General features: G+C 64.1%; 17 protein-coding genes. 2 read left to right on the top strand and 15 right to left on the bottom strand.

Annotation, left to right across the window (positions count from 1 at the left end):
• Positions 1–18: 18 nt before the first annotated feature.
• Entirely contained in the window at positions 19–486 is a 468-nt protein-coding gene (locus V6F88_RS04905) for a YybH family protein (RefSeq protein ID WP_332608231.1), read from the top strand.
• A 48-nt stretch (positions 487–534) separates the two neighbouring features.
• Here V6F88_RS04905 and V6F88_RS04900 read toward each other — a convergent pair whose 3' ends face one another.
• The 13 genes from V6F88_RS04900 to V6F88_RS04840 all read right to left on the bottom strand — a co-directional run bounded on the left by V6F88_RS04900 (position 535) and on the right by V6F88_RS04840 (position 21,500).
• On the bottom strand, positions 535–1,782 hold the full coding sequence (locus V6F88_RS04900) for a T6SS immunity protein Tli4 family protein (protein WP_332608230.1): 1,248 nt from the start codon (positions 1,780–1,782) through the stop codon (positions 535–537).
• Between the two features lie 139 nt (positions 1,783–1,921).
• Positions 1,922–3,169, bottom strand: coding sequence for a T6SS immunity protein Tli4 family protein (locus V6F88_RS04895; protein WP_332608229.1), 1,248 nt, complete (start codon positions 3,167–3,169; stop codon positions 1,922–1,924).
• Entirely contained in the window at positions 3,166–4,986 is a 1,821-nt protein-coding gene (locus tag V6F88_RS04890) for a PGAP1-like alpha/beta domain-containing protein (RefSeq protein ID WP_332608228.1), read from the bottom strand. The genes V6F88_RS04895 and V6F88_RS04890 overlap by 4 nt, the downstream gene beginning before the upstream one ends.
• Before the next feature lie 80 nt (positions 4,987–5,066).
• The gene (locus tag V6F88_RS04885) at positions 5,067–6,314 is read right to left on the bottom strand and encodes a T6SS immunity protein Tli4 family protein (RefSeq protein WP_332608227.1); all 1,248 of its coding nucleotides are present in this window, start codon (positions 6,312–6,314) and stop codon (positions 5,067–5,069) included.
• Entirely contained in the window at positions 6,311–8,122 is a 1,812-nt protein-coding gene (locus V6F88_RS04880) for an esterase/lipase family protein (RefSeq protein ID WP_332608226.1), read from the bottom strand. The genes V6F88_RS04885 and V6F88_RS04880 overlap by 4 nt, the downstream gene beginning before the upstream one ends.
• On the bottom strand, positions 8,119–10,704 hold the full coding sequence (locus tag V6F88_RS04875) for a type VI secretion system Vgr family protein (protein ID WP_332608225.1): 2,586 nt from the start codon (positions 10,702–10,704) through the stop codon (positions 8,119–8,121). The genes V6F88_RS04880 and V6F88_RS04875 overlap by 4 nt, the downstream gene beginning before the upstream one ends.
• 102 nt (positions 10,705–10,806) lie before the next feature.
• Positions 10,807–11,772 (bottom strand): alpha/beta hydrolase, encoded by a 966-nt coding sequence (locus tag V6F88_RS04870; protein WP_332608224.1) that lies wholly within the window; start codon positions 11,770–11,772, stop codon positions 10,807–10,809.
• Between the two features lie 236 nt (positions 11,773–12,008).
• On the bottom strand, positions 12,009–13,955 hold the full coding sequence (locus V6F88_RS04865; RefSeq protein ID WP_332608223.1) for an ABC transporter ATP-binding protein: 1,947 nt from the start codon (positions 13,953–13,955) through the stop codon (positions 12,009–12,011).
• Positions 13,952–14,854 (bottom strand): ABC transporter permease, encoded by a 903-nt coding sequence (locus tag V6F88_RS04860; protein WP_332608222.1) that lies wholly within the window; start codon positions 14,852–14,854, stop codon positions 13,952–13,954. The genes V6F88_RS04865 and V6F88_RS04860 overlap by 4 nt, the downstream gene beginning before the upstream one ends.
• 124 nt (positions 14,855–14,978) lie before the next feature.
• Positions 14,979–15,962 (bottom strand): ABC transporter permease, encoded by a 984-nt coding sequence (locus tag V6F88_RS04855; protein ID WP_332608221.1) that lies wholly within the window; start codon positions 15,960–15,962, stop codon positions 14,979–14,981.
• The gene (locus V6F88_RS04850) at positions 15,959–17,572 is read right to left on the bottom strand and encodes an ABC transporter substrate-binding protein (RefSeq protein WP_442880243.1); all 1,614 of its coding nucleotides are present in this window, start codon (positions 17,570–17,572) and stop codon (positions 15,959–15,961) included. Before V6F88_RS04850 ends, V6F88_RS04855 begins: the two co-directional genes overlap by 4 nt.
• Positions 17,573–17,652: 80 nt before the next feature.
• Positions 17,653–19,386: a hydantoinase B/oxoprolinase family protein gene (locus V6F88_RS04845; RefSeq protein WP_332608219.1), complete on the bottom strand. Its 1,734-nt coding sequence runs from the start codon at positions 19,384–19,386 to the stop codon at positions 17,653–17,655.
• Positions 19,383–21,500: a hydantoinase/oxoprolinase family protein gene (locus tag V6F88_RS04840; protein WP_332608218.1), complete on the bottom strand. Its 2,118-nt coding sequence runs from the start codon at positions 21,498–21,500 to the stop codon at positions 19,383–19,385. Before V6F88_RS04840 ends, V6F88_RS04845 begins: the two co-directional genes overlap by 4 nt.
• A 257-nt stretch (positions 21,501–21,757) precedes the next feature.
• Here V6F88_RS04840 and V6F88_RS04835 point away from each other — a divergent pair, with 257 nt between their 5' ends.
• Positions 21,758–22,339, top strand: coding sequence for a DUF4202 domain-containing protein (locus tag V6F88_RS04835; RefSeq protein WP_332608217.1), 582 nt, complete (start codon positions 21,758–21,760; stop codon positions 22,337–22,339).
• A 98-nt stretch (positions 22,340–22,437) separates the two neighbouring features.
• On the opposite strand, the gene V6F88_RS04830 is transcribed toward V6F88_RS04835, so the two are convergent.
• Both V6F88_RS04830 and V6F88_RS04825 read right to left on the bottom strand, forming a co-directional pair.
• A complete protein-coding gene (locus V6F88_RS04830) occupies positions 22,438–23,280 on the bottom strand; it encodes a ProQ/FinO family protein (protein WP_332608216.1) in 843 nt (280 codons plus the stop codon).
• Positions 23,281–23,329: 49 nt separating this feature from the next.
• Positions 23,330–24,808, bottom strand: a complete 1,479-nt coding sequence (locus V6F88_RS04825) for a hypothetical protein (RefSeq protein ID WP_332608215.1) — start codon at positions 24,806–24,808, stop codon at positions 23,330–23,332.
• Between the last annotated feature and the right edge of the window lie 6 nt (positions 24,809–24,814).

The following is a 24,814-nucleotide window of genomic DNA, read 5'->3' as shown; positions in this document are numbered from 1 at the left end:
TTTATTGGAGCGATATTCATGTCCGTGCAAGCTCTGGCCCCCGTTGACGCCGCCGATGCCGCCGCCGTGCGCGCCTGGTTCAAAGAACTATCCGACCACGTGCAAGCGGTGGATTACGCGGCCGCGCGCCACCTGTTCGCCGAAGACTTCGTCGCCTTCGGCACCTACACCAACTTCGTCACCGGCCGCGACCACGCCGAAAAGACTCAGTGGCGCAACGTCTGGTTCACCATCGACGACTTCATCTGGCGCCTGGACGACGTGCAAACGTTCGTGTCGCCCGACCGCCTGTTCGCCGTCGGCATGGCTGTATGGGATTCCACCGGCTACCACCCCGACGGCAAACCCTTCGACCGCGTCGGCCGCGCAACCGTGTCGTTTGCGCGCGTCGCCGTGGGCGACCCATGGGTTGCCACCCACACGCATATGTCCTTGTTCCGCGACACGCCCAGCGTCTCGCACGGCAACAAGCCGGCACGCAGCTGACGCGAGGATGCCGCGCGGGCCGGCGCCTGCGCCCGCGCATCAGATGTTTCACCGCGCCGGCGGGTCGTCATCGGCAGGCGGCGTCCAGGGCCGTCCGTCTTCATCAGTGCTAAGAAACTCATCCAGCGCCTTTTGATCGGCAGCGGCTTTTTCCGGATTGCCCTGGTCAAAAGCGGAAGGCGGCTTGGGCGCGACGGCCAGGTAACGCAGCCGCACCGACGCCACGATCGCGTCCCACAACTTGCCGGCTTCTTTGTCGCTTAAGGTGGCATCCACGCGGGGCGGGGAAGGCGGCCGCTTCCAAAGGGGAATCTCGTGCTTGTCCGGTACGAAGCGGGGCAGGGACCAACGGACAAGGTCGGGTTGATAGTCAGGGCTTTGGACCTTCATGATGGTGCCGCCGCCCCGCAATCGCATGTTGATGGACGGCCAGGCAAACCCGGGATTGTCGCGATAGCTTTGCACGACAAACAGAAAAGCGTGGTGATCCCCGTTCCGGTAGCTGAAGCCGCTTTGCTCGGACTCCATGCCGGCAAAGGTCGGCGCGCCGGAACGCAAGGAGTTGTAGCGGATGCCAGCAAGCGTTTGCTTTTCCTGTTCCTTCATGTTGATTCTTTCTTGCTCCTGGATCGCGCTTGTCGCGGCGTCCAGTTCGAGGTTTGTCCCGGGCGCGCGAAACTTCAACATCCCGATTTCCTGATCGTGGTGGTCGCGGATGATGACGGGCCCCAGCCCGAAGCCGGGGCCGGCGGTTTGTGGGTCGGTGATTTTTGTGATGGTTTTGGCCAGCGCCTGGATGCGAGCCTCTACGGGGGCCATGACGTTCTTGTAGGAGTGGGCTTTGATCAGGACGTAGACGTCGCCGACCAAGAGATGCAGTTCATGGGTGTGGTAGTTTTTCTGCTCTGGGTTGCGAAAAAAACGCAGCAGCGTTCTTGTCGGATCCAGGGCAATATGGGCAAGCAGCATTGATCCGCCCGAATCATGCGCAACCTGCTGAATCTGTGAAGATCTATCGTTTATCGCTTCGATGTAGCGACCAGGCGAAACGTCGATACCCAGCACACGAACTTCGACGGTATTGAAATCCGTACCCAACCCGTAGTACAGCGTGACAAAGCTGCCGGTGCCGTAAAGCCAGTCCGAGGGCAAGTCGATCAGATGGCGCCCGAACATCCAAGTGCGTTTGCTGGAAGAGAATGTGGTCACTGTCGGGTCCTTGTCCTGGAACAGAAAGAAGCTGCTACCTATCAGGCTGGCGATCGCAATCGCGGCGATGGTAATGGTCCTTTTCATGATGGCTTTCTCGCTTGTGCGGCTATTTTTAGAATCCATTGAAGCGTGATCAATTGAACTTGCTCGTTCCGGAACGGACCTTCTTGTTAGCCCGCGTTCCTTTATGCGGTCGCCTGAAGACGCTGACCGCGCAAGAGGATTACCGCGCCGGCACGTCGTCATCGGCAGGCGGGGTCCAGGGCCGGCCGTCTTCATCAGTGCTAAGAAAATCATCCAGCGCCTTTTGATCGGCAGCGGCTTTTTCCGGGTTGCCCTGGTCAAAAGCGGAAGGCGGCTTGGGCGCGACGGCCAGGTAGCGCAATCGAACCGACGCCACGATCGCGTCCCACAACTTGCCGGCTTCTTTGTCGCTTAAGGTGGCATCCACGCGGGGCGGGGGAGACGGCCGCTTCCAAAGGGGAATCTCGTGCTTGTCCGGTACGAAGCGGGGAAGGGTCCAACGGACAAGGTCCGGATGGTCATCCGGAGCGGCCGGCGGGGTAAGGGTGCCACCGCCGCTCATCCGCATGTGAATAGACGGTTGAGTGAATGCGCGCTTGTCGCGATAGGTTTCGGCCAGGAATAGAAACGCGTGGTGATTGGGTTCGGTGAAGCCGAAGGCAAATTGTTCTCCTTGCATGGAGGCAAGAGTCAGCTTTCCCGCCCGCAAGGTGTTGTAGGCCATACCAGCCAGCTGTTGTTTTGCGCGTGCCTGAAGGCCGGTAGATGGACTGGGCTGCAAGGCCGTAATGCGCGTCTCCAAGCTGACATTGGAACCGTCGATGAAAAATTCGATCACTCCGACCTCTTGATCGTGGTGCTCGCGGATGATGATGGGCCCAAGGCCAAAGCCAGGACCGGCGCTGAGTGGGTCGGAGATTTTGGTGATCGTTTTGGCCAGCGCCTGGATGCGGGCTTCTACGGGGGCCATGACGTTTTTGAAGGAGTCAGCCCTGATCAAGACATAGACGTCACCAACCAGAAGGTGAAGCTCATGGGTGTGGTAATTCTTCAGTTCGGGACTGTGAAAGAAGCGTAGCAATATTTGCGTTTCGCTCAACTGCATCTTGGCAAGCATCATCGAGCCGCCCGAATCATGATCGACGAGCGCGATCTGCGATGCCCTGTCGTTGACTGCATCCGCAAATCGGCCAGCGGACACTTCGGTGCCCAGAACCCTGACTTGGGCGGTTTTGAAATCGGTATCCAATCCGTAATACAGCGTCACGTAGCTGCTGGTGCTGTAAAGCCAGTTCGAAGGAAAATCAATCAAATGCCTGCCGAACACCCAGGTTTGAATGTCTGCGGTATCTGGAGTCACTGTTGTGTCCTTGCGAAGAAATAAATCATTGCTGCTTCCTATGATCCCGACGATCAGGAGTCCGGCAAAAAAGAAGCGCGATTTCATGACGGCTTCTTCGCCTGCGCAGCAATTTTCAGGACCCACTGAAGCGTGACAAGCTGAACCCGCTCGTCGTGGAATGGGCCTTCATGGTCAAAGCCTTGCATTTTCAGTTGTTCTCGAACTTCGCCACGTTCGACCTGATCGATCGGAGCACGGCCCGAACTCGTGGGTACTGTCCCGTCGCCGACGCCATCCTGCATGCCGCAGTGAAGTTCCCAATCGCTATATATCCGCGGTCCCGGGTCATGTGGCGTGGACGTATCTCCGACGAACTTTACTGAGGCGCGCCCAAGGGCACTATGCGGACCCACGCGGACTATTGTGCGACCGCGGTGCTGAACTTCGGTGTGCCGTGCCGTAATGAGCGATTCGATCGGAGCTGGTGCGCTTACGGTACCGGGCGACCGCAACCCTGGCCGTATGTTCCATCGGATGGTTTCGAAGCTTGGAAACTTAGCATCGGACCCATAGAGAACATAAGTGTTGGGATGGAAATACGTATTCAACTCGGCGTGGAATTCGCGGGCAAATTCGATAGCACGTTCGTAGAGGGTCCATTCAATAGCCGTGCCACCTTCCGGCGCCAGCCATTCCTCTTTTACCAAGCCCCACCACCGATGCCTTTCTAGGTAAATGGAGTCATACGGGCATTGATCAAGCGCTGGCATCGCGGACAGGGCGCGAGATTGGTTCTCGCGCAGCAGTTTCAACCATCCCGGTGCGTATCGCGTGGTCGGCAGTAACTGCAACGCTCCGGGCGACTGGGCAAAAACCGCTGTTACTTGCTGACCGTTGCTGCCAATAACCAGCGAGGCACCGAAGCTCTCGTCTCGCATACCGACCTTGCACCGGCGGTAGGCCACCGGTGCGCCATTAGTCGGCATGACGCCGTGCACGATGCCGCAAATCGCGGACTCCATGCCGGGCAGGGTTGCGCACATTCTGGCAATCAAACCGCCCATTGAATGCGTCACCAGCAAGACCTGTTTGCAGCGGGATCCATACTGTTCCAGCAGGGTTTCAATGCGCTGCCTGAGTTTCTTGGCCGAATCGGTGTTCGACGCCAACCAGTTATATCCAAACGCGTGCACCGGCATATTGAATCGAACCCCGGCCAGCAGATCGTCCGTTGTCAAGGGCTTGGTGCCTTCGGTTTCGTCATCGATACGATCCATTCCGTTCAAGCCCGGCATAAAAACATCCACGCCAGGTTTCAATCGTCGATATGCGGCTTGCGGGTCTTGCCAGTGCTTGTCCTCCAGTTCAAGCGTGTAGTTCAGGTGGCGAGGAACCGTGGGAGAATTCAGCACATGTTCCAGCCAGATCAAGAAGCGTTCGTAGCTGGCCTGTCCGACCTCGCCCCAGCCCCGCTCGCGATATCGCTTCATCAGGGCGGTCTTGCGTTCAGCGGGCAGCATTTGCTGGTTCTCTTGCACCATCCCCCACGGCACATTGGGAACCCCACCCTGGTCATCGACCTCTACGCGGTCGGGGTGCAAGGTGGTCTGTCGGAAGCCGGCGTCTTTGGCTACCCATTGGGAGGCCAAGGGAGTCCGTAACCCCGCGAATCCATAATCAAGGGTCCAGACCTGTCGGGAATCCTGTCCGATGCGTTCGGGCACCGACTTCAAATTACTGCCCATCACCCCGGGAATAAAAATCACCGGCAGGATCAGATCCGGGCCGATACGCAGTTGCACGGGGTCGGTAATGTCGCAGTCGGTCAAAGTCCAGGTGAAGCACTGCTGTCCCCTTGCGTTGTAATGAAACGGTGCCACGCGTTCCTCTGGTGGGCCGGTGGCGGGTTGGTTGTCGGTCACTTTTTTCCTCCATTCGATTTGCCTTTCTTTGAGCGCGGGCCTATACGCGGTCGCCTGAAGAGGCTGACCGCGCAAGAGGATTACCGCGCCGGCACGTCGTCATCAGTGGGCGGGGTCCAGGGCAGGCCGTCTTCATCAGTGCTAAGAAATTCATCCAGTGCCTTCTGGTCGGCAGCGGCTTTTTCCGGATTGCCCTGGTCAAAAGCGGAAGGCGGCTTGGGCGCGACGGCCGCGTGGCGCAGGCGCACCGACGCCACGATCGCGTCCCACAACTTGCCGGCTTCTTTGTCGCTTAGGGTGGCATCCACGCGGGGCGGGGAAGGCGGCCGCTTCCAAAGGGGAATCTCGTGCTTGTCCGGTACGAAGCGGGGCAGGGACCAACGAACGAGGTCGGGTTGATAGTCAGGGCTTTGGACCTTCGTGATGGTGCCGCCGCCCTGGAATCGCATGTTGATGGACGGCCATGCAAACCCGGGGTTGTCACGATAGCTTTGTACGACGAACAGAAAGGCATGGTGATCCCCGTTCCGATAGCTAAAGCCGCTTTGCTCGGACTCCATACCGGCAAAGGGCGGCGCGCCGGAACGCAAGGAGTTGTAGCGGATGCCCGCAAGCGCTTGCTTTTCCTGTTCCTTCATGTTGATTCTTTCTTGCTCCTGGATCGCGCTTGTCGCGGCGTCCAGTTCGAGGTTTGTCCCGGGCGCGTAAAAATTCAACATCCCGATTTCCTGTTCGTGGTGGTCGCGGATGATGACGGGCCCCAGCCCGAATCCAGGGCCGGCGGTTTGTGGGTCGGAGATTTTTGTGATGGTTTTGGCCAGCGCCTGGATGCGAGCCTCTACGGGGGCCATGACGTTCTTGTAGGAGTGGGCTTTGATCAGGACGTAGACGTCGCCGACCAAGAGATGCAGTTCATGGGTGTGGTAGTTTTTCTGCTGTCGGTTTCGAAAAAAACGCAGCAAAGTCGCTGTCGGGTCTACGTCGATTTTGGCGAGCAGCATTGAACTGCCTGAGTCATGCGCAACCTGCTGAATCTGTAAAGATCTGTCGTTTATCGCTTCGATGTAGCGACCAGGCGAAACGTCGATACCCAGCACACGAACTTCGACGGTATTGAAATCCGTACCCAACCCGTAGTACAGCGTGACAAAGCTGCCGGTGCCGTAAAGCCAGTCCGAGGGCAAGTCGATCAGATGGCGCCCGAACATCCAAGTGCGTTTGCTGGAAGAGAATGTGGTCACTGTCGGGTCCTTGTCCTGGAACAGAAAGAAGCTGCTACCTATCAGGCTGGCGATCGCAATCGCGGCGATGGTAATGGTCCTTTTCATGATGGCTTTCTCGCTTGTGCGGCTATTTTTAGAATCCATTGAAGCGTGATCAATTGAACTTGCTCGTTCCGGAACGGACCTTCATGGTCGAACCCGCGCATTTTGAGTTGTTCTTGAACTTGGCCGTGTTCGGCTTGGTCGATGGGTGCGCGACCAGAGCTTGTAGGTACTGTGCCGTCTCCCACGCCGTCCTGCATTTCGCAGTGCAGCTCCCAATCGCTGTACGGCAATTTCTCAGACGCCGAGCTGCCGTCGATGTACTTAACGGAGGGATGACTCATGCCGCTATGGCCGCGTACATAGAGGGGAGTCCTGCCGCCTTGGTGCACGTCCGAATTCCGCGTTTGGAAAAGAGAATCGATGGGCACCGGCGGGATCGTGGAACCCGCTGGCCGCAAGCCCGGACGTATCCTCCATCGGATGGATTCGAAGCTTGCAAAATTGGTATCCGAACCGTAGAAGACGTAAGTCTTGGGGTGGAAATATGTGTTTAATGCGCTATGGAAATCACGGGCGTTTCCAATAGCATGCTGGTAGTCCTTCCACTCAATCGCCGTCCCACCTTTGGGCGCCAGCCATTCCTCCTTTACCAAGCCCCACCACCGATACCTCTCAAGATAAATCGCGTCATACGGGCATTGATCGAGCGCGGGCATCGCGGACAGGGTGCGAGATTGGTTCTCGCGCAGCAGTTTCAACCATCCCGGTGCGTATCGCGTGGTCGGCAGTAACTGCAACGCTCCGGGCGACTGGGCAAAAACCGCTGTTACTTCCTGACCGTTGCTGCCAATAACCAGCGAGGTACCGAAGCTCTCGTCCCGCATACCGACCTTGCATCGGCGGTAGGCCACCGGGGCTCCGTTTGTCGGCATGACGCCGTGCACGATGCCGCAAATGGCGGCTTCCATTCCAGGCAGTTTCGCGCACATGCGGGCTATCAGACCGCCCATCGAATGGGTCACAAGAACCACTTGTTGGCAGCGCTTTCCATACTGCTCGCGGATCGTTTCTATCCTGAGCTTTAGTTTCTCGGCTGACTCCGCGTTCGTCTCCAACCAGTTATATCCAAACGCATGCACCGGCATATTGAATCGAACCCCGGCCAGCAGATCGTCCGTTGCCAAGGGCTTGACGCCTTCGGTTTCGTCATCGATACGATCCATTCCGTTCAAGGCCGGCATAAAAACATCCACGCCAGGTTTCAATCGTCGATATGCGGCTGTCGGGTCTTCCCAGTGCCTGTCCTCCAGTTCAAGCGTGTAGTTCAGGTGGCGGGGAACCGTCGGGGAATTCAGCACATGTTCCAACCACATCAGATAGCGTTCGTAGCTGGTCTGTCCGACTTCGCCCCAACCCCGTTCCCGATATCGCCTCATCAGGGCGGCCTTGCGCTGAGCGGGTAGCAGCTGTTGGTCATCCTGCACCATCCCGCGTGGCACGTTGGGTACACCGCCCTCGTCATCCACTTGCACTCGGTCGGGATGCAGAAGGCTCTGCCGTATCCCTGCCTTCTGGCCGACCCATTGGCCCAGCAACGGAGTTGGGATGCCCGCAAAACCATAATCCAGTCGCCACACAGATCTGGTTTTTTCGTCGTCCCGACGCGGTACCGACTTCAAATTACTGCCCATCACCCCGGGAATAAAAATCACCGGCAAGATCAGATCCGGGCCGATACGCAGTTGCACGGGGTCGGTAATGTCGCAGTCGGTCAAAGTCCAGGTGAAGCACTGCTGTCCCCTGGCGTTGTAATGAAACGGCGCCGCGCGTTCCTCCGGCGGGCCGGTGGCGGGTCTGGTCTCGGTCATTCTTCGGCCTCTGTCCATTCGATACGGACGCCGTCGCGGCGCATGTCGCGTTGCAGCGTCAGGTAGCCTTCGCTGTCCGTGCGGCCGGTGATGCGCGAGCCGTCGTTGCGGATCAGGGTGTAGGCAAGGTTGCAAGCGCGGGAACCGTCTGCCAGCGTGGCTTGAAAGCGGTCGTCGAAGGGGGTGGCATCCCAGGTGTTGAATGTCATCGAGGCGCTGCTTGGCCCGGTGAAGTTGTGCCCCGCGGCCTTTACCGTCAGCTTGCCGGGCATGGAGAACTCGATATTCCCATCGGCGATCTTGATGGCCGCGCCGCCACACAGCAACGTGATGTGCTTGTCGGCGGCCAGCAGCACGTGTTGTTGGCTGGAAGTGATTTCGGCGCTTTGATCGGCCTGGATGCGGATGGCGTTGTGCTGCGCCTGTAGCAGCATCGGGCCTTGGTGGGCGATGAGGCGCATGGCGCCGCCTTGCGCGAACAAGCCCAGGTCGCCGCCCGCGTTCAGCACGATCTTGCCGCCCGCGCTGACCTGCTGATGCTGCTGCGCGACGCTGTCCAGGTTTTCGCCGGCGGACATCACGATGCTTGCCGGCGTGGCGGCGGCGATGCCGGCCGGGGCGCTTAGGGCGATGGCGCCGGCATCGCCTTGGCCCGGGCCGTCCGACTGGTTGTTGGCGCCGTGGCCCAGGTCGCGCACCGCATCCGACAGGGATTGCTGCGGCTGAGCGTCGTGGGTAACGCCTTCGTGTTTCGCTGCGTAATCCCCCAGGTTTCGAGCAAGTTCCAGCGCCGCTTGCAATGCCGCGACGATATCGGACCGGTCCAACTGCCCGGCCTGGGCCCGCAGTTGGGCGTCGGCCGTTAACAACAATCCCTTCGCCGCGCGCAAGGCACCGTGTTCGTCCGTGCGCAACTCAAACCCTTCACCGCGAGGCTGCCCGCCACCCGGACGTGGGTGCGTCAGATACCCCAGATGCAGCTGCGTGTCGCCGTGTTCGCTCATCAACGCTGCGCTGATCTGCGCGGACGTGTCATCCAGCCGCAATTCGTTCGCGCGATCGCCCCTGAATTCCTTGCTCTTGATCGTGTTCAGCACGTTGTGGCGCGGCAGTTCGTACGGCGGAAGATTGGTCGCCCGGAAAGTCCTGCCGGTTATCAGCGGCTGGTCCGGGTCGCCATTTGCGAATTGCACGATGACCTCTTGCCCGATGCGCGGGACCGCCATGTGGCCCCATTGCGCACCGGCCCAGTTCTGCGACACGCGAATCCAGCATGAGCTATGTTCGTCGTGCTGCCCCAAGCGATCCCACGGGAATTGGACTTTGACGCGGCCCCACTCGTCGCAAAAGATCTCTTCATTAGGCGGGCCGGCCACCGTAGCCATCTGGTGGCCGTCGATACGCGGCTTGGGTAAAGGCTCGGGTTTCCAATCGACCTTGTCGGGCACCAGTTCAGCGGTGTAGCGGTACTGTGTGCCGTGCTCCGGGCGATATTCCGAGCGGTGCATCCGGCCATGATCCCGTCCGCCATGCTGACCGTATTCGGCGCTGGCCCCGTCTTCTTCCTGGCTGGAAGGCTGCACGCCCCAATGGTGCATGCGCACCGGTCGCCAGCCGTGGTTCCAATCTTCGCGAGGATGGCCGACCAGATCGAATGCCACGCCAGGAACCAGGCGCGCGTCATCCCCTTCGACCAGTGCCACGCGCGCATCGCGGCGGCGGCCCAGTAAGCGCGTCTGGGTAAACGGCTGGCCCGCCTCGTCGCGTTTGTAGCGGCCGGGATAGTCGTAGCGTTCGTAGCGGGCGTCCTGATGAGAAAGATCCGATGCAACCGGCGAATGTTCCTGGCTATAGCGCGGATGCGTGTACGTGTAGTCGCGCTGCGTCTGCACGGCGGTGCGCACGCGCTCCGCATAAGAAAACCGATGCAACGCGGGCTCCGCCTGATCGCCGCCCGGCATCGGGTTGTAAATGACCGGACCGCCGGCGATCTGTCCGTGGATATAAATCCGGTCGCCATGAATCAAGCGGTGCCCATGCTCCGAGTGCGTATAGCGATAGAAATAGCCTTCCTCTGCCGCCAGCCTGTCCAGAAACGCCAAGTCCGTGTCGCCTGCCTGCACGCAATATTCGCGCGGCAGGTGTTCCTGCGTCGTCACCTGTTCGTAATCGGTAATCCCCTGCCGCTTGATGACGTCGGCCAGGATCTCGGGCACGGACAGTTGCTGATAGATGCGCCAATCGGAACACAGCGCGGCGCGCGCCAATGACGGCTCAAGCACTACGCGGTAGCGCGTGCGCCGAAAGCCCGTGTCGCCCTGGACCAATTCAGTGATGATGCCGTGCACATGGCGCACCGGCAGCGCCCCGCGCCATATCGTGAAGAGCGCGGGCTGATCCAGCAGCGCGCCGAAATCCACCGCAGGATCAAAGCTGGACAAGTCCACGCATAGCCGATAGGGCTCGGACAGGGCCTCGTCAAGCGTGAATTCAATAACGTCGAACGCCGCGCCGCTGGCGGGCGTGAACGAGAATCTGAACGTGGATGCGAACGTGGGGCGCGGGTCGGACAGCCGTGGCACGGCGGTGCTCCTTTTCTGTCGGGCAAGATCGGATCCAGCATCTTGCCCAGCCACGAAAGGCGCTGTCCATGAGACGACTACGAAACTTAAGCTAACGCTCTGCTAGGCGGCCAGGTTGCGTTTGAGCGCGTGGACCAGGTCGGCGCGGGCTTCTTGCGCCTGGGGAAGCAGGCGCGTCATGCCGATAAAGCTGTGGGGCACGCCGGAATAGACCACCAGCATAGGCGCGGCGCCGCTGGCGAACAGCTGGTTGGCCAGGTCCAGCGTGTCGTCCAGCAGGGGGTCCAGCGCGGCGGCTTGCAGGATCAGCGGCGGCAGTCCGGCAACGTCGGCATGCAGCGGAGCCACGCCGGGGTCCGTCAATTGGGCAGCGTCGGCAACGTATTGGTCCCAGAACCAATCCAGTTTTTCCGTGGACAACCCGAAGCGGCCGTCGCCAAACGATTCCTGCGACGGCGTATCGCGGCGGGCGGACAGCATGCCGTAGATGACCACGCCGGTCTTGATGAAGGCGTCGCCCTCATCGCGCAGGCGTTGCAGCGCGGCCAGCGTCAGGTTGCCGCCCGCCGATTCGCCGCCTACGGCCAGGCGCTGCGCGTCCAGGCCCAGTGCCGGCGCTTCGTCGCGCAACCAGCGCAACGCGCCCAGCACCTGTTCCAGGGCCACGGGGTAGCGGGCTTCGGGGGACAAGGCGTAGGACAGGCCGGCCGTGACGATGCCCGCGTCGGCCGCGATTTCGCGCTTCCAGCGGTCCAGCGTGTCCAGGTCGCCGTGCGCGAAGCCGCCACCGTGCAGATGCAGATACAAAGGCAGCGGCTTGTCGTGGGCGCCTTCGGGGTAATACAGGCGCAGCGTGGCGGGCACCGGCAGATGGTCCAGCCGATGTTCCACCACGCGTCCGACCGGCGGTGCGGGCTGGCTCAGCCAGTGTTGATAGGCGCGGCTTTTTTCGCGGGTTTCGGCGATGGGCGTGGTCAGCACGTTCGGCGTGCCGACGCCGTGTTGCTTGGCCAGGGCTTGCGCCGCCAGCACGTCGGGCGCCAGGGTGGGGATAGGGGAGGAGCTCATGCGGTTACCAGTCAGGGTTGGGCGGTGTCGCTTACCCGTGAAGGATACCAACGCCAGGAACCCGCCAGTATGACGCGGCTTGGCGGGCGCGGCTAAATACGCCTTCGGCATAAGGATCCAACGTGACCGTGGGCCGCGCGCCGCCCGGACAATCCCTTCCGAAGTGGCAGACGTGCAAGGCCAGGTTCTCTGGGGCGGGCGCGCAGTGTCGGGCTCGAAGTGTGCCGCGCACAGTATCAGGCGTAGCGCGCGACCGGGCGCATTTCGGCGGGCGCGTGGGCCAGATCTGGACCGGCCGGCGCCACGTGGCCCGCCGTTGCGGCCGGCACGGCGGCCAACAGCGTGCGCGTGTAGGGGTGCGCGGGGCGGCGCCAAATGGCTTCCGGCGTGCCTTGCTCCACGATGCGGCCCTGGTTCATGACCATGACCCGGTCGCATAGATAGCGCACCACGGCCAGATCGTGGGAAATGAACAGGTAGGACAGGCCCAGTTCGTTCTTCAAATCCACCAACAGATTCAATATCTGCGCCTGCACCGACACGTCCAGCGCCGACACGGGTTCGTCCAGCACCACCAGCGACGGGCGCGTGATCAGCGCGCGGGCGATGCCGATGCGTTGGCGCTGTCCGCCCGAGAACTCGTTGGGATAGCGCCTGGCCGCGTCGGCCGGCAAACCCACGTTGTCAAGAATTTGCGCCACACGCCGACCCCGTTCGGCGCGGTCGCGCACGCCGTGCACCTTCAGCACGGCGGCCAGGATGTCGTGCACCGTATGGCGTGGGTTCAACGAGGCGTAGGGGTCCTGGAACACCATCTGTATATGGCGCCGGGTTGCTTTCAGCGCACGTTCGGGCAGGGTCAGCAGATCGGCGCCACGCAGCAGTGCCTGGCCGGCATGCGCCGGCGTCAGCCGCAGCAACGTGCGCGACAAGCTGGATTTGCCGCTGCCTGATTCGCCCACCAAGCCCAGCGTTTCGCCGTGGGCAATATCGAAGGACACGTCATCGACCGCAAGCACGTCGACGCCCCGGCGACCCGCGTAGCGGGTGATCAGGCCTCGCACGCTGAGCAGCGGCGCGACGCTGTCCAGCCCGGTCGCACCGTGCTCACCCGCACCATGCCCGGTCGCACCATGCCCGGCCGCGGGATGCCCAGTCGCGGGATGCCCGGTCACGCCGTGCAGGGCCGCGGCATCGCCCTCGCGGGCGTGCCCGGGCAGGCGGGCGTCGCTACCGCCCTGCGCCATGGGCAATGGACGGGGCGCTTCGCCACCGCCCTTGGTCGTGCGCAATGTGAAATGCGGTTCGCCATGGCCAGGGCCACGACTGACCAGGATCTCCGGCAGACGCGCCTGACGGTAGTGCAGCCCGTCGCGTGCGTGCAGCGATGCGCCCAGCAGCCCCTGGGTATAGGGATGCGACGGCGCGGCGAACAGTTGGGCGGCGGGCGCCTCTTCCAGCTTGTTGCCACCGTGCATGACCAGCACGCGGTCAGCCCATTGCCGCACCACGCCCAGGTCGTGCGTGATCAGCAGCACGCTCATGCCCAGGTCGCGCCGCAGCTCGTCCAGCAATTGCAGGATCTGCGCCTGGATGGTGACGTCAAGCGCGGTGGTGGGCTCATCAGCGATCAGCAGTTTGGGCCGGCAGGCGATGGCCATGGCAATCATCACGCGCTGGCGTTGTCCGCCCGACAGCTGCATCGGGTAGTCGTCAATCCGGCGTTCGGGGTCGGGGATGCGAACGCGCGCCAGCAGCTCCAGCGTGCGCTGGCGCAATGCCGCGCGTCCGATGTCCTCGTGGCAACGGATGGCTTCGGCGATTTGGCGGCCGATGGTCAGCACCGGGTTCAGTGACGTCATGGGCTCCTGGAAGATCATGGCGATATCGCGGCCGCGCACCTGGCGCAGTTGCCGGTCGGGCAGGGCGGCCAGGTCCACGCCATTGAACAGGATGCGGCCCCGCACCCGGCTGCCGGGCGCCAGCAGACGCAGCACGGCCAGCGCGGTGGTCGACTTGCCGCAGCCGGATTCACCCACCAGCGCCAGGGTTTCCCCGACCGCAAGCTCGAAGCTCAGGCCATTGACCGCGCGGCGTGGGCCGTCGTCAGCGCGAAAGGAAACGGTCAGGTCTTGCACGCTTAAGAGCGCACGGGTGTCGGGGGGGTGGGACGTGAGCGTCATGCGGACAGCCTCGGGTTGAAGGCATCGTTCAAGGCGTCGCCTAACAGGTTCAGCGACAACACGGTCAGCACGATGGACAGGCCGGGCAGGGCGGCCAGGTACCACGCGGTGCGCAGCATCTCGCGCGCGTCGCCGATCATGCTGCCCCATGACACGGCGTTGGGGTCGCCCATGTGCATGAACGACAAGGCGGATTCCATGAGGATGGCGTTGGCCACCAGCACCGAGGTCGTCACGATGACAGGCGGCAGCGCGTTGGGCAGGATTTCCAGCAGGGCGATGCGGGCGTGGCCAAAGCCGTTGCTGCGCGCGGCCAGCACGAATTCGGTTTCGCGCAGGGTCCGGAACTCAGCCCGGACCAGGCGCGCCACCACGGGCCACGAGGCCGCGCCGATGGATAGCGCGATGACGCTGACCGACGGCCGCCCGATGGCCACGATCACCACCACCAGCAAGAACGAAGGAATCGTTTGCAGCAATTCGGTGACGCGCATCAGCACCACGTCCACCCAGCCGCCGAAGTAGCCGGCCGACGCGCCCACGGCAATGCCGATCGCCAAACTGAGTAGCGCGGCGGTCACGCCGACCGTCAACGACACGCGCGCGCCGTGCGCCAGGCCGGCGGCGATGTCGCGGCCCATCGTGTCGGTGCCCAACCAGAACTCCGGGTCTTGACCGGGCCACTGAATCGGCGGACCGACCATGTCGAGCGGGTCGTGCGGAAACACCCAGGGCGCGGTGACGGCGGCGCACAGAATCAGCAGCAACAGCACGCCGCCGACCACCGCGCCGGGGTTGGCCCACAGCCGGCGCAGCGTGCGCGCGCGGCGTGGCGTGCTCCTGGCCTGGACCGAAGGCGCGGGCGGCGGCAAAGAAGGGGACGAGAAGTCAGGCAGCATGAAATGAAGTGAAGGAATAGCGGAACAAGGAACAAGGAACAAGGAACAAGGAACAAGGAACAAGGAACAAGGAACAAGGCCAAGCCATGCGGAATGGCCAGGCGGCCGGGCGGCCGGGACACCATCAACCGGCGCGTATACGCGGGTCCAGCATCGTCTGCAACAGGTCGACCAGAATATTGGCCACGATTACCAGCAGCGACGACAGCACCAGGATGCCCAGCAGCACCACGTAGTCGCGCGCCATCACCGATTCATAGGCCAACCGGCCCAGCCCGGGCCAGCTGAAGACCGTCTCGACCACGACCGCGCCGCCCAGCAGGGTGCCGAAATTCAAGCCGGCAACGGTGGTGACCGGAATCAGCGCATTGCGCAGCACGTGGCGCAACGCCACGGCCGCGGGCGCCACGCCCTTGGCATGCGCGGTGCGCACGAAGTCCTGCCGGCTGACCTCCAGCATGGCTGCGCGGGTCAGCCGGGCGAAGATGGCCACGTAGAAGCCCGCCAAGGCCAACGTCGGCAGCACCAGATGGCGCGCCACGTCCAGCGCGTGCGCCAGGCCGGTGGCGGGCGAGCCGATCGTGGACACGCCGCCGGGCGGCAGCCAACCCAGCTGCACGGACAGCAGGATGATGGCCATCAAACCCAGCCAGAAGCCCGGCGTGGAATACAACAGCAGCGCCGCCAACGACAGCAGGCGGTCGGGCCAGCGGCCCACAAAGCTGGCCATGACCGCGCCCAGCGCAATGCCGGCGGCCAGTGCGCAGCCCAACGCGCTGAACATCAGCAGCACCGTGTTGCCCAGCCGGCTGAAGATCAGGTCGGACACCGGCAGGTTGTAGCGCGGCGATACGCCCAGGTTCAGGGTGGCCAGCTTGCCCAGATAGGCGCCAAGTTGCTGCAACACCGGGCGGTCCAGCCCGAACTGGCTGCGCATGGCCGCCATGCCGGCTTCGGTGGCCGACCCGGACTCGGCCGCGATCACGTCGGCGGCGTCGCCCGGCACGGCTTGCAGCAGGAAAAAACTCAGCAGAATGACCCCGATGACGGTCGGAATCGCCTGGACCAGGGATAAGCCCAGCGTGCGGGCGGCGCGTCGCGCGTTCATTGCAGGTAGACGTCCGCCAGGTTGGATTCCACGCCGTCGGCCGTCAACGAATGGTCGTGCACGCGCTGGTTGGCGATGGTGATGAATTCCGGTTGATACAGGTTCAGGTCGGGCACCTCGCGGGCGACGATCTGCTGAAAGTCCTTGAACAGCTGGACGCGGCGCGCGGGGTCGTTTTCAACGGCGGCGGCTTCCAGCAAGGCATCGACCCGCGGGTTCTGGTAATGCGTGCCGTTGGAAAACGGCACGCCCTTGATGAAGTTCCTGGACCAGTACAGCCGCTGCACGCCCACCGTGGGGTCGAACAGATTGCTGGCGCCGTTGGTGGTGAAGGCAAAGTCGCGGTCGGTATAGACGCGCTTGATGAAGGCCGAGGCGTCTTGCGAGCGCACCGTCACGGCGATGCCGGTGCGCGCCAGCGTCGTGCGCAGATAGTCGGCCAGGCGCGCGCCGTCCGAGCCGATCGGGTTGTAGTCCAGCGGCACCCGAAAGCGCACGCCGTCCGGGCCCTTGGGGTAGCCGGCTTCGTCCAGCAGCGCGTTGGCGCGCTTGAGGTCGAAGGCGTAGGGCGACGGCGTGGGGTCGTTATAGGTTTTCAGGCCGGGCGCAATCGGCGAATACGCCACCTGGCCCACGCCGTAGTTCACGACTTTCAGGATGACGTTGCGGTCGATGGCGTGTGCCACCGCCTGGCGCACTTTCTCGTTCTTGAAATGCGCTTCGTCCAGGTTGAATTCCAGCCGCGTCACGTTGTACGAATAGCTGTTGCCGCGCGTTTCGAACCGCAGTGACGGCACGGCTTTCAGACGCGCCAGGTCGGCCAGTGGCACGGGCGTACGGTAGCCCAGGTCCACGGTGCCGGTTTCGAATGCGATGGCGGCGGCGGCCGGGTCGGCCACCACGCGCACGATCAGGCGGTCGATATAGGGCTTGGGCTTGTCCCAGTAATCGGGGTTGCGTTCATACACGATGTGGCTGCCGCGCACCCATTCCTTGAACTTGTACGGGCCGGTGCCGATGGGCGCCGAGATTGCGGGGTTGGTCAGCGGGTCGGCGCCGTCGAAGATGTGCTTGGGGATGATGGGGGTTTCGGTGGCGACGAAGGCGCGGATCAAGTAAGGCGCGGGCTTGGCCAGGCGCAGCACCACGGTGTGATCGTCCGGCGTTTCAATGGCGGTGACATTGGCGAACGTGTTGCGCCCGCGCGGGTGGATCTTCTTGAGCAGTTCGATCGAAAACGCCACGTCGGCGGCGGTGAACGGTTTGCCGTCATGCCACTTGACGCCTTGGCGCAGCGTGAAGGTGTACACCGTGCCGTCGGGGCTGACGTGCCAGGCGGTGGCCAGTTGCGGCTGCGGGTTCAGGTCGTAGTCGTACTTGAGCAGGCCTTCGGTGACCTTGGCGCTGACGCTGAGGATGGGCGTGGCGACGTTGCCCACCGTCACCAGCGCGGTGGGTTCGGAAGGCAAAAGCAAGGTCAGCGTACCGCCCCGGGTGGGCTCGGCGTGCAGGCCGGGCGCAAAGCAAAGCAGGGCGGCGGCCAGCAGCAGGCCTAGGCGGGCACGTCGCGTCGGCGCGGCGGTTGAAGTCCGGGCCGGGGTCGGGGTCAAGGTCGAAGTCAAAATCGGGGTCCGGGGCAAGGTGGGTTTCAAAGTCAACGCAAGGCAGACGCGTGGGATGGCGGGCGGCATCATGCGGGTTGCTGCTGTTGGTACGCAGTGCGAGCCTGGTCCAGGCTGACCAGGCCGTCGCGCACATCGCGATCAATGCGCTCGGCGTCGCGGCCGGCAGGGTCGCCCAAGCCGCCGCCGCCGGGGGTTTGCACGACCAGCCTTTCGCCGGGGGGAATCAACTGTCGCCCCTTGGCGCGCAGCGTGGCCCCGCCGGCCAGGCCCAGTTGGCCGCCCGCGCCGGCGTGGCCGCCCAGGGCGCCGCGCGCGGGATGCACCACGCGGTCAAATGCGGCGGCAATGATCATGGCGGCTTGCGGGTCTGCGTGGCGCACGACGATGGTCTGGCCCAGCCCCCCGCGCTGCGTGCCAGGGCCGCCTGAATCGGGCCGGTATTCCTTTTGTTCGAAGACCAGCGGGTTGGCGCTTTCCAGTATTTCCAGCGACACGTTGCGCACGCCGCTGGGGTAGGACGTGACGGACAGGCCGTCCTTGCCGGGCCGCGCACCGGTGCCACCGGTGGAAAAGCTGACGGCGTTAAAGCGCGGGCCGGCCAGCAGGGCTTCCTGCTGTTCGGGCGTGGCGCCCGCCAGGGGCTCACCGCCCACCAGGTGCAGGTTCCACAGCGACGACGCGCCCTCGGCCGGCACTTGGTCGGCGCGGGCCTGGCGTAGCGCGCCGAACACCACGTCGGGCAGCATCTGCCCGATGATGTGGCGCGCCGTGACGGCAGCGGGAAAACGCGCGTTCAGGATGGAGCCCTCGGGCGCCGCGACCTCGACGCACGACAGGGACCCCGCGTTGTTGGGCACGTCGGCGCCGATCAGGCAGCGCACACCAAAAGAGGTATAGGCGTCGGTATAGGCCTTCACCACGTTGATGCCGCGCGCCACGCTGGGCGAAGTGCCGGTGAAGTCGATGCGGACCTTGTCGTTCGCAATGCTCACGCCGGCTTGCAAGGTGATGGGCGCGTCGTACCCGTCGATCACTAGCGTGTTATGCCACGTGCCTTGCGGCCATTGGGCGATGGCCTGGCGCATGGCGTGTTCGGACTGCTCGATGATGTAGCCGCCCAGGGCGTCCAGCCCGCCCAGTTCGAATTCGGTCAACAACGATTTCAGGCGGCGCCCGCCGATCGCGTTGCAGGCCACCAACGCGAACAGGTCGCCTTCCACCTGTTCGGGCTCGCGCACGTTGGCGCGAATGATGGCCAGCACGCCCGGGTCCACTTCGTGTTGACGGAAGAAGCGCAGGATGGGCAGGAACAGGCCTTCGTGATAGATCTCCAGGCCGTCGGCGCTGCTGCCGATGCCGCCGATATCGATCACGTGCAGGGTGGACGCAAACAGCGCCACCAGCGCGCCGTCGTGAAACACGGGCGTCACCATCGTCATGTCGAACAGGTGGCCGGTGCCTTTCCAGGGGTCGTTGGTCAGCAGCACGTCGCCATCCTTCAACGATTCGGGCGGAAAGACGCGCAGAAAGTGTTTGACCGATTCGGCCATGGCGTTGACGTGTCCGGGCGTGCCGGTGACGGCCTGGGCAATCATGCGGCCATCGGGCAGGAAGACGCCGGCCGACAGGTCGCCTGCTTCGCGCGTGGCGGTGCCGAAGGCCGACCGGATCAACACCTGCGCCTGCTCTTCCACGACGGACAGCAGGCGGTTCCAGGCCAGTTGAAAACGGATGCGCTCTTGTGCCAGGGGCGCCGCGGCGGCGGAGGTCGGGCGGGAGAGGTCGGCGGGGGTGCTCATGATGTGTGGTCCTTGTCGGCCGCGTCGGCCTGGTGGCGCCGGGCGGCGCGGGCATCGTCCAGCACCAGCGAGCCCAGGCGGCTGCGGCGCGCCACGAAGCCGGGCGGTACGAAGGTGGTGGTTTCGTCTTCGACGACCAACGCGGGGCCGGTCAGCGTCTGTTCGGGGTCCAGCGATTGGCGTTCGTAGACAGGGATGTCGATGCGGCGCCCCTGCGCGGCGTCGTACACCGGGCGCGTGCCTGTCACGCGCGCCGCCGTGCCCTGGCCGGCGGCAATGTGGTCGTGCGGCCGTGCGCGGCGCTGGCCGGCTTGCGCGGCCACGGACCAGCTCACGGCTTCGGGCGCCACATGCGGCAGGCTGCGTCCATACAGCTCGGCGTAGCGCTGGGCGAAGGCGGCGCTTAGGCGGGCGCTGGCCGCCTGGTCAAACGGGCCGTCTGGCAGGTCGACCGCAATCTCGTGCCCCTGGCCGCTATAGCGCATGTACACGACCCGTTTGTGCGTCAAGGCGGTGTCCGGGGCGGCTCGGCGAACCACGGCGTCGACGCCGGCCGTCAGCTCGTCCAGCAGGTGTTGCACGGCGGCGTGGTCGATGCCGTCGATGCGCTGGTGAAAGCTGCGGATCGCCTGATAGGCGATGGGCGCCCACAGGAAGCCCACCGCCGAGCCCACGCCGGCGGATTCCGGGATGATGACGCGGCCGATGCCCAGCTTGCGCGCCAACGTGGCGGCATGCAGCGGCGCCGCGCCGCCAAAGGCGATCAGCGTGTGTTCTTCGGCGGCCTTGCCCAGTTCCGAGGCATGCACGCGCGCCGCGTTGGCCATGTTCTCGGTGACGACATCGATGATGGCTTGCGCGGCTTGCGGCGCATCCAGTTCGGCGGGCGCGGCCAGATGCGCGTCGATGGCGCGCCGCGCCAACTCCGGTTGCAGCGTGACCTTGCCCACGGCGAAGCGCTCGGGCGTTACGTTGCCGATCACGGCATGGGCATCGGTCACCGTGGGCAGTTCACCGCCGTTGCCGTAGGCTGCGGGGCCGGGCGCGGAACCGGCGCTGTCCGGGCCGACCTGCACCACGCCCAGGTGGTTGATGCGGGCGATGGACCCGCCGCCGGCGCCGATTTCCACCATCTCGATGACGGGTATGCGGATAGGCAGGCCAGAGCCTTTCAGGTGCCGGTGCACGCGGCCGAATTCAAAGCTGCGGCTGACCTGGGGTTCAAAGTCGTCGATGTAGCAGATCTTGGCGGTGGTGCCGCCCATGTCGAACGAGAGTGCGCGCGCGGAGCCCGTCTGCTCGGCGATATGCTGGGCCAGGATGGCGCCGCCCGCCGGGCCGGACTCCACCAGGCGCACGGGTTCTTCCACCCCGGTTTGCAGGGTGGCGATGGCGCCGCCCGAGGTCATCAGAAAGGGTTCGTCGCGCAAGCCGCGTTCGCGGGCCGCGTCGTTCAGCCGACGCAGATAGCCGGACACCTGCGGCTGCACATAGGCGTTGGCGCTGACGGTGGACAGGCGCGGATACTCGCGGATCTCGGCGCAGATGTCGGATGACAGCGACACCCACAGGCCGGGCGCATGGGTGTGCAACAGCTCGCGGATGCGGCGTTCGTGGGCGGGATAGGCGTAGCTGTGCAGCAGGCAGACCGCCACGCTTTCAATACGCGCGGCGACCAATTCATGGGCCAGCGCGATGACCTGCGATTCGTCCAGCGGCGTCAGCACCTGCCCGCGCGCGTCGACCCGTTCGGTGATGCCATGGCGCCAGGGGCGAGGCACCAGCGGCTGGGGCTTGTCCAGAAAAATGTCGTACTGCGCGAAGCGGTCTTCCAGGCCGATTTCGACCAGATCCCGAAAGCCCGCCGTGGTCAGCAAGGCGGTGCGCGCGCCCTTGCGTTCAATCAGCGCATTGGTGGCCAGCGTGGTGCCCAGGATCAGCAAGCTGACATCGGGCCAGCGCAAGCCGGCTTCGCCCAGCAGCTCTTCAATGCCTTGCAGTACGGCCGTTTCGGGCGTGTCGGGCGTGGTCAGCAGCTTGGCGGACCAGCGGCGGGCGTCGCGTTCCAGAACAATGTCGGTAAAGGTACCGCCCACGTCGACGGCGACGCGCACGGGTGGGGCCTGGGGCTCCCGAAGGGAAATATCTGGCATGGGGCGATAAGCAGGGCGCACGGTGCGCCATCGGGCGTTAGGAAGAACCCCAGATCCTAAGCAGTCACCGCGCCCACATGAACGATGATTTTCGAGTTTCGATATGCGGTTTGCGCGACGCGGACGCCTCTGGCGGCCGGCTTGGCGCTATGATCGTTGCGTCTTTGGCCGCCTTGGCGCCCGACCAGGAAATGCAACGCACGCAGGAAACTCACCGCATGAATGATCGTCTACACCAGACGCTGCTTCGGTTTGACCAGTACAACGGCACCGATCCCAATCTGTTCGCCTGGCAGGGCGAGACCTGTCCGCAGGAGCTATTCCTGGCGCAAAAGCTGCATGAATGGGTGTTGAAGCTGGCGCCGGATGCGTCTGAACCGCTGGTGCTGGCCTCGCGCTGCCAGCACATCGGGCGCTGGGAAATCACCCGCAAGAGCTATCCCGACGGGCGCGTGGGTTACCTGACGTGGCGCAAGGCGCTGGCGCGGCATCATGCCGCCATCGCGGAAGGCATCCTGCGCGACGCGGGCTACGCCGACGACGTGCTCGACCGCGTGAGAACCATCGTGATGAAGCAGGGCATCAAGCAGGATGCCGATGTGCAGACCATGGAAAACGCCTTGTGCCTGGTGTTTTTGCAATACCAGTACGAAGCGTTTCATCCCGCGCACGGGGAGAAGATCGTCGAGATACTGCGAAAGTCATTGCAGAAGATGGACGCGGCGGGTCACCAGTGGGCGCTGACGCTGCCGTACAGCCCGACGGGGATGCGGTATCTGGAACAGGCGCTGGCTGCCTGAGGCAAGCATGCACGAATGCAAAAGCCCGGCCCGCGACGGATCGTTGCGGGCCGGGCTTTTTGGCGTCACCGGGCGGGGTGGCCCGATGGCGGTATGACTCAGGACTGCGCGGGCTTGTCGGCGGACGAATCAGCGGACGAATCAGCGGACGAATCAGCGGACGGCGAGGTCGGCTCGGCGGACGGAGCTTCAGCAGACGGTGCCGACGCGTCAGCGGCCGGCGCTTGCGGGGCTGTTTGCACCGGCGCCGCAACGTCGGCCGTCACGGGCGCCGTCACCGCGGCGTCACCGGTAGCGGCCGTAGCGGCTGCTGCCGTATCGGCGCCAGCTGCCGTATCCGCAGCGGCGGCTTCGGCCTTCTTGGCCTTGTTGCGCGCGGCGGCGTTCTTGGATGCGCTGCGCGACGCCATGCGCTTGGCATGCTTGGCTTCGTTGGCCGTCACGACGCCCGAGGGTTCGCCGTTCAGGTCCACGCGCGGGGCGTCCTCGATCATGCTGGCCCAATAGCGGCGGCCATCACACCAGGTCTTGACCGCTTCCTTGATCTGGGCTTCGTCCAGTTGCAGCGTCTGGGCATGTTGCACCAGGTCCGCCAGCACGCCCAGCTTCAGCGGCAGCTTCGGCGCGGGATTCTTGGGGAAGGCCTTGGGAAACTGGCGTTGCAAGCGCGAGATAGCGACCACGACCGGATCCACGGGCGATTCGCGCCGGTCGGCGCGCTGCGGCCGCTGGCCCTTGTCGCCGCCCTGGGAACGGGCGTTCTTGTCGCCGCCTTGCGGGCGTGCTCCCTTGTCGCCTTGCGGACGCGGGCCTTTGCCGCCGCCGGGTGGGCGGGGGCCTTTGCCTGCGCCTTGCGGGCGCGCTTCTTTCTTGGGGGTCGGCTCTTCAGGCGCCTGCTTGATGATCAAGGCCCGGATCGCGGCTAACTGTTCTAGTCCCATGTGCTACACAAAAAAAAGGTTGAGGCCGTGAGCATCAGCGCTCGGGCGGCTATCCCGACAGCACGACAAGCAGTGCCAGGAATAAAAGAATGCCGAACGCGGCCAGGGCAAACGGCAGTAGTAGAACATACACGCTGCGTTCTTGCCCCTGTCCGTGGGCCAAACCCGCCGCAATTGACATCCTGACGGGTGAAAAAAACCCCATCGACGTGCCCGAAACGTGTAACAGCGCTGCCGCTGCCGGCACGTTCAGACCCGCGTGCAGCGCTAATGATAGCTGGGACGGCATGAACAGGCTGTTCGGCGCGTTGCCGCTGTTGGCCAAAATGCCGAAGGCGCCGGCCAGCAAGGGCGTGATCAGGATGGTCCCGTCCTGCAAGGCGGCGAACAGGCCATCGGCATAGGCTTGCGAGATGCCGGCGCCGGCCAGCACTTCGGCCATCATGGCGAACAGGAATACGGACATGACGGCGTGGCGGCCGGTGCGCCAGGCGGCGCGCGCCTGCACGGCCAACGCGCCCGGTTGGCGCCACCAGGCCGCCATGGCCAACGCCCCTGCCACCAGCCAGCTGCCGGCATGCAGGAACGGCATCCAGGCGGGCAGGTCGGCAAACGGACGGATGTCGGCCCAGGCACCCAGCGCGCGATTCAGCGTGGGCATCAGGCGCGTGGCCACCAGGCAGGCAATCACCAGGATGTAGGGCAACGCGCGCCGTGCGGCCGTCAGCGCCTGGGCGCGATCCGGCCTGCGGACCAGCAAGAAGCGCAGCACGATCAAGGGGCCGTAGGCGGCCAGCAGCGCCGTTTCCGGGCCCAGCAGGGCTGTGGCGGCCCAAAGCAAGGCCAGGCCGGTGACGATCCAGCCGGCTTCCCTGACATGCTCGGCGGCGCCGGCGTTCAGCCCCGCAACGCGCGCCGTGCGCCAGTACAGTGCCATCCAGACGGCCATCAGCAAGGCCACCGCCACCATGCTGTACAGCGCCAGCTGCGGGGCGGGGACGCGCGCGTAGGCAGATGCCAGCAAGGTGCCGCTGCCCATCGCGCCCCATGGGATCAGCGTCTGGCTCAACAGGGCAAAGATCATGATGTCGCGGGGCTTCAAGCCCAGCGGACGAATCAGCAGCACGGTGCCCAGCATGCCCACGCCAAAACCCGTGGCGGATTCCGCGAATGGGCCGATCAGGAAACAGGCAAAGAACAAGCGCCGCCGACGCGCCAGCGGGTCATTCAGTTCCGCGGGGTGAACGCCGGGGGGGTGAACGCCGGCCCCCACCGGCTGCGTGGGCGAGGCCATCTGCCAGAACAGCAAGCCGCCCAGGATGTAGGGCGTGATGATCCAGCCGATCCACGCGCCGCGTTCCAGCGTCACCGCCAGCTGTGCGCCGGTGAAAGCGCCGGGCGCGGCGCTTAGCGCAACCGCAATGGCGGTGAACAGGCCCAGCACGGCCGCCATCGTTGTGTTGACTCGCCCGCTGGCGATGGCAACGATCACGGTCAGTGCGGGCAGGGACCACAGCAGGTAGGTCATGGAAAC

Source organism: Achromobacter sp. ESBL13 (assembly GCF_036668755.1).
In the GTDB taxonomy this organism is placed as follows: domain Bacteria; phylum Pseudomonadota; class Gammaproteobacteria; order Burkholderiales; family Burkholderiaceae_B; genus Achromobacter.
Note: the sequence above shows the minus strand (reverse complement) of the source record. Positions and strands in the feature narration are given on the sequence as shown.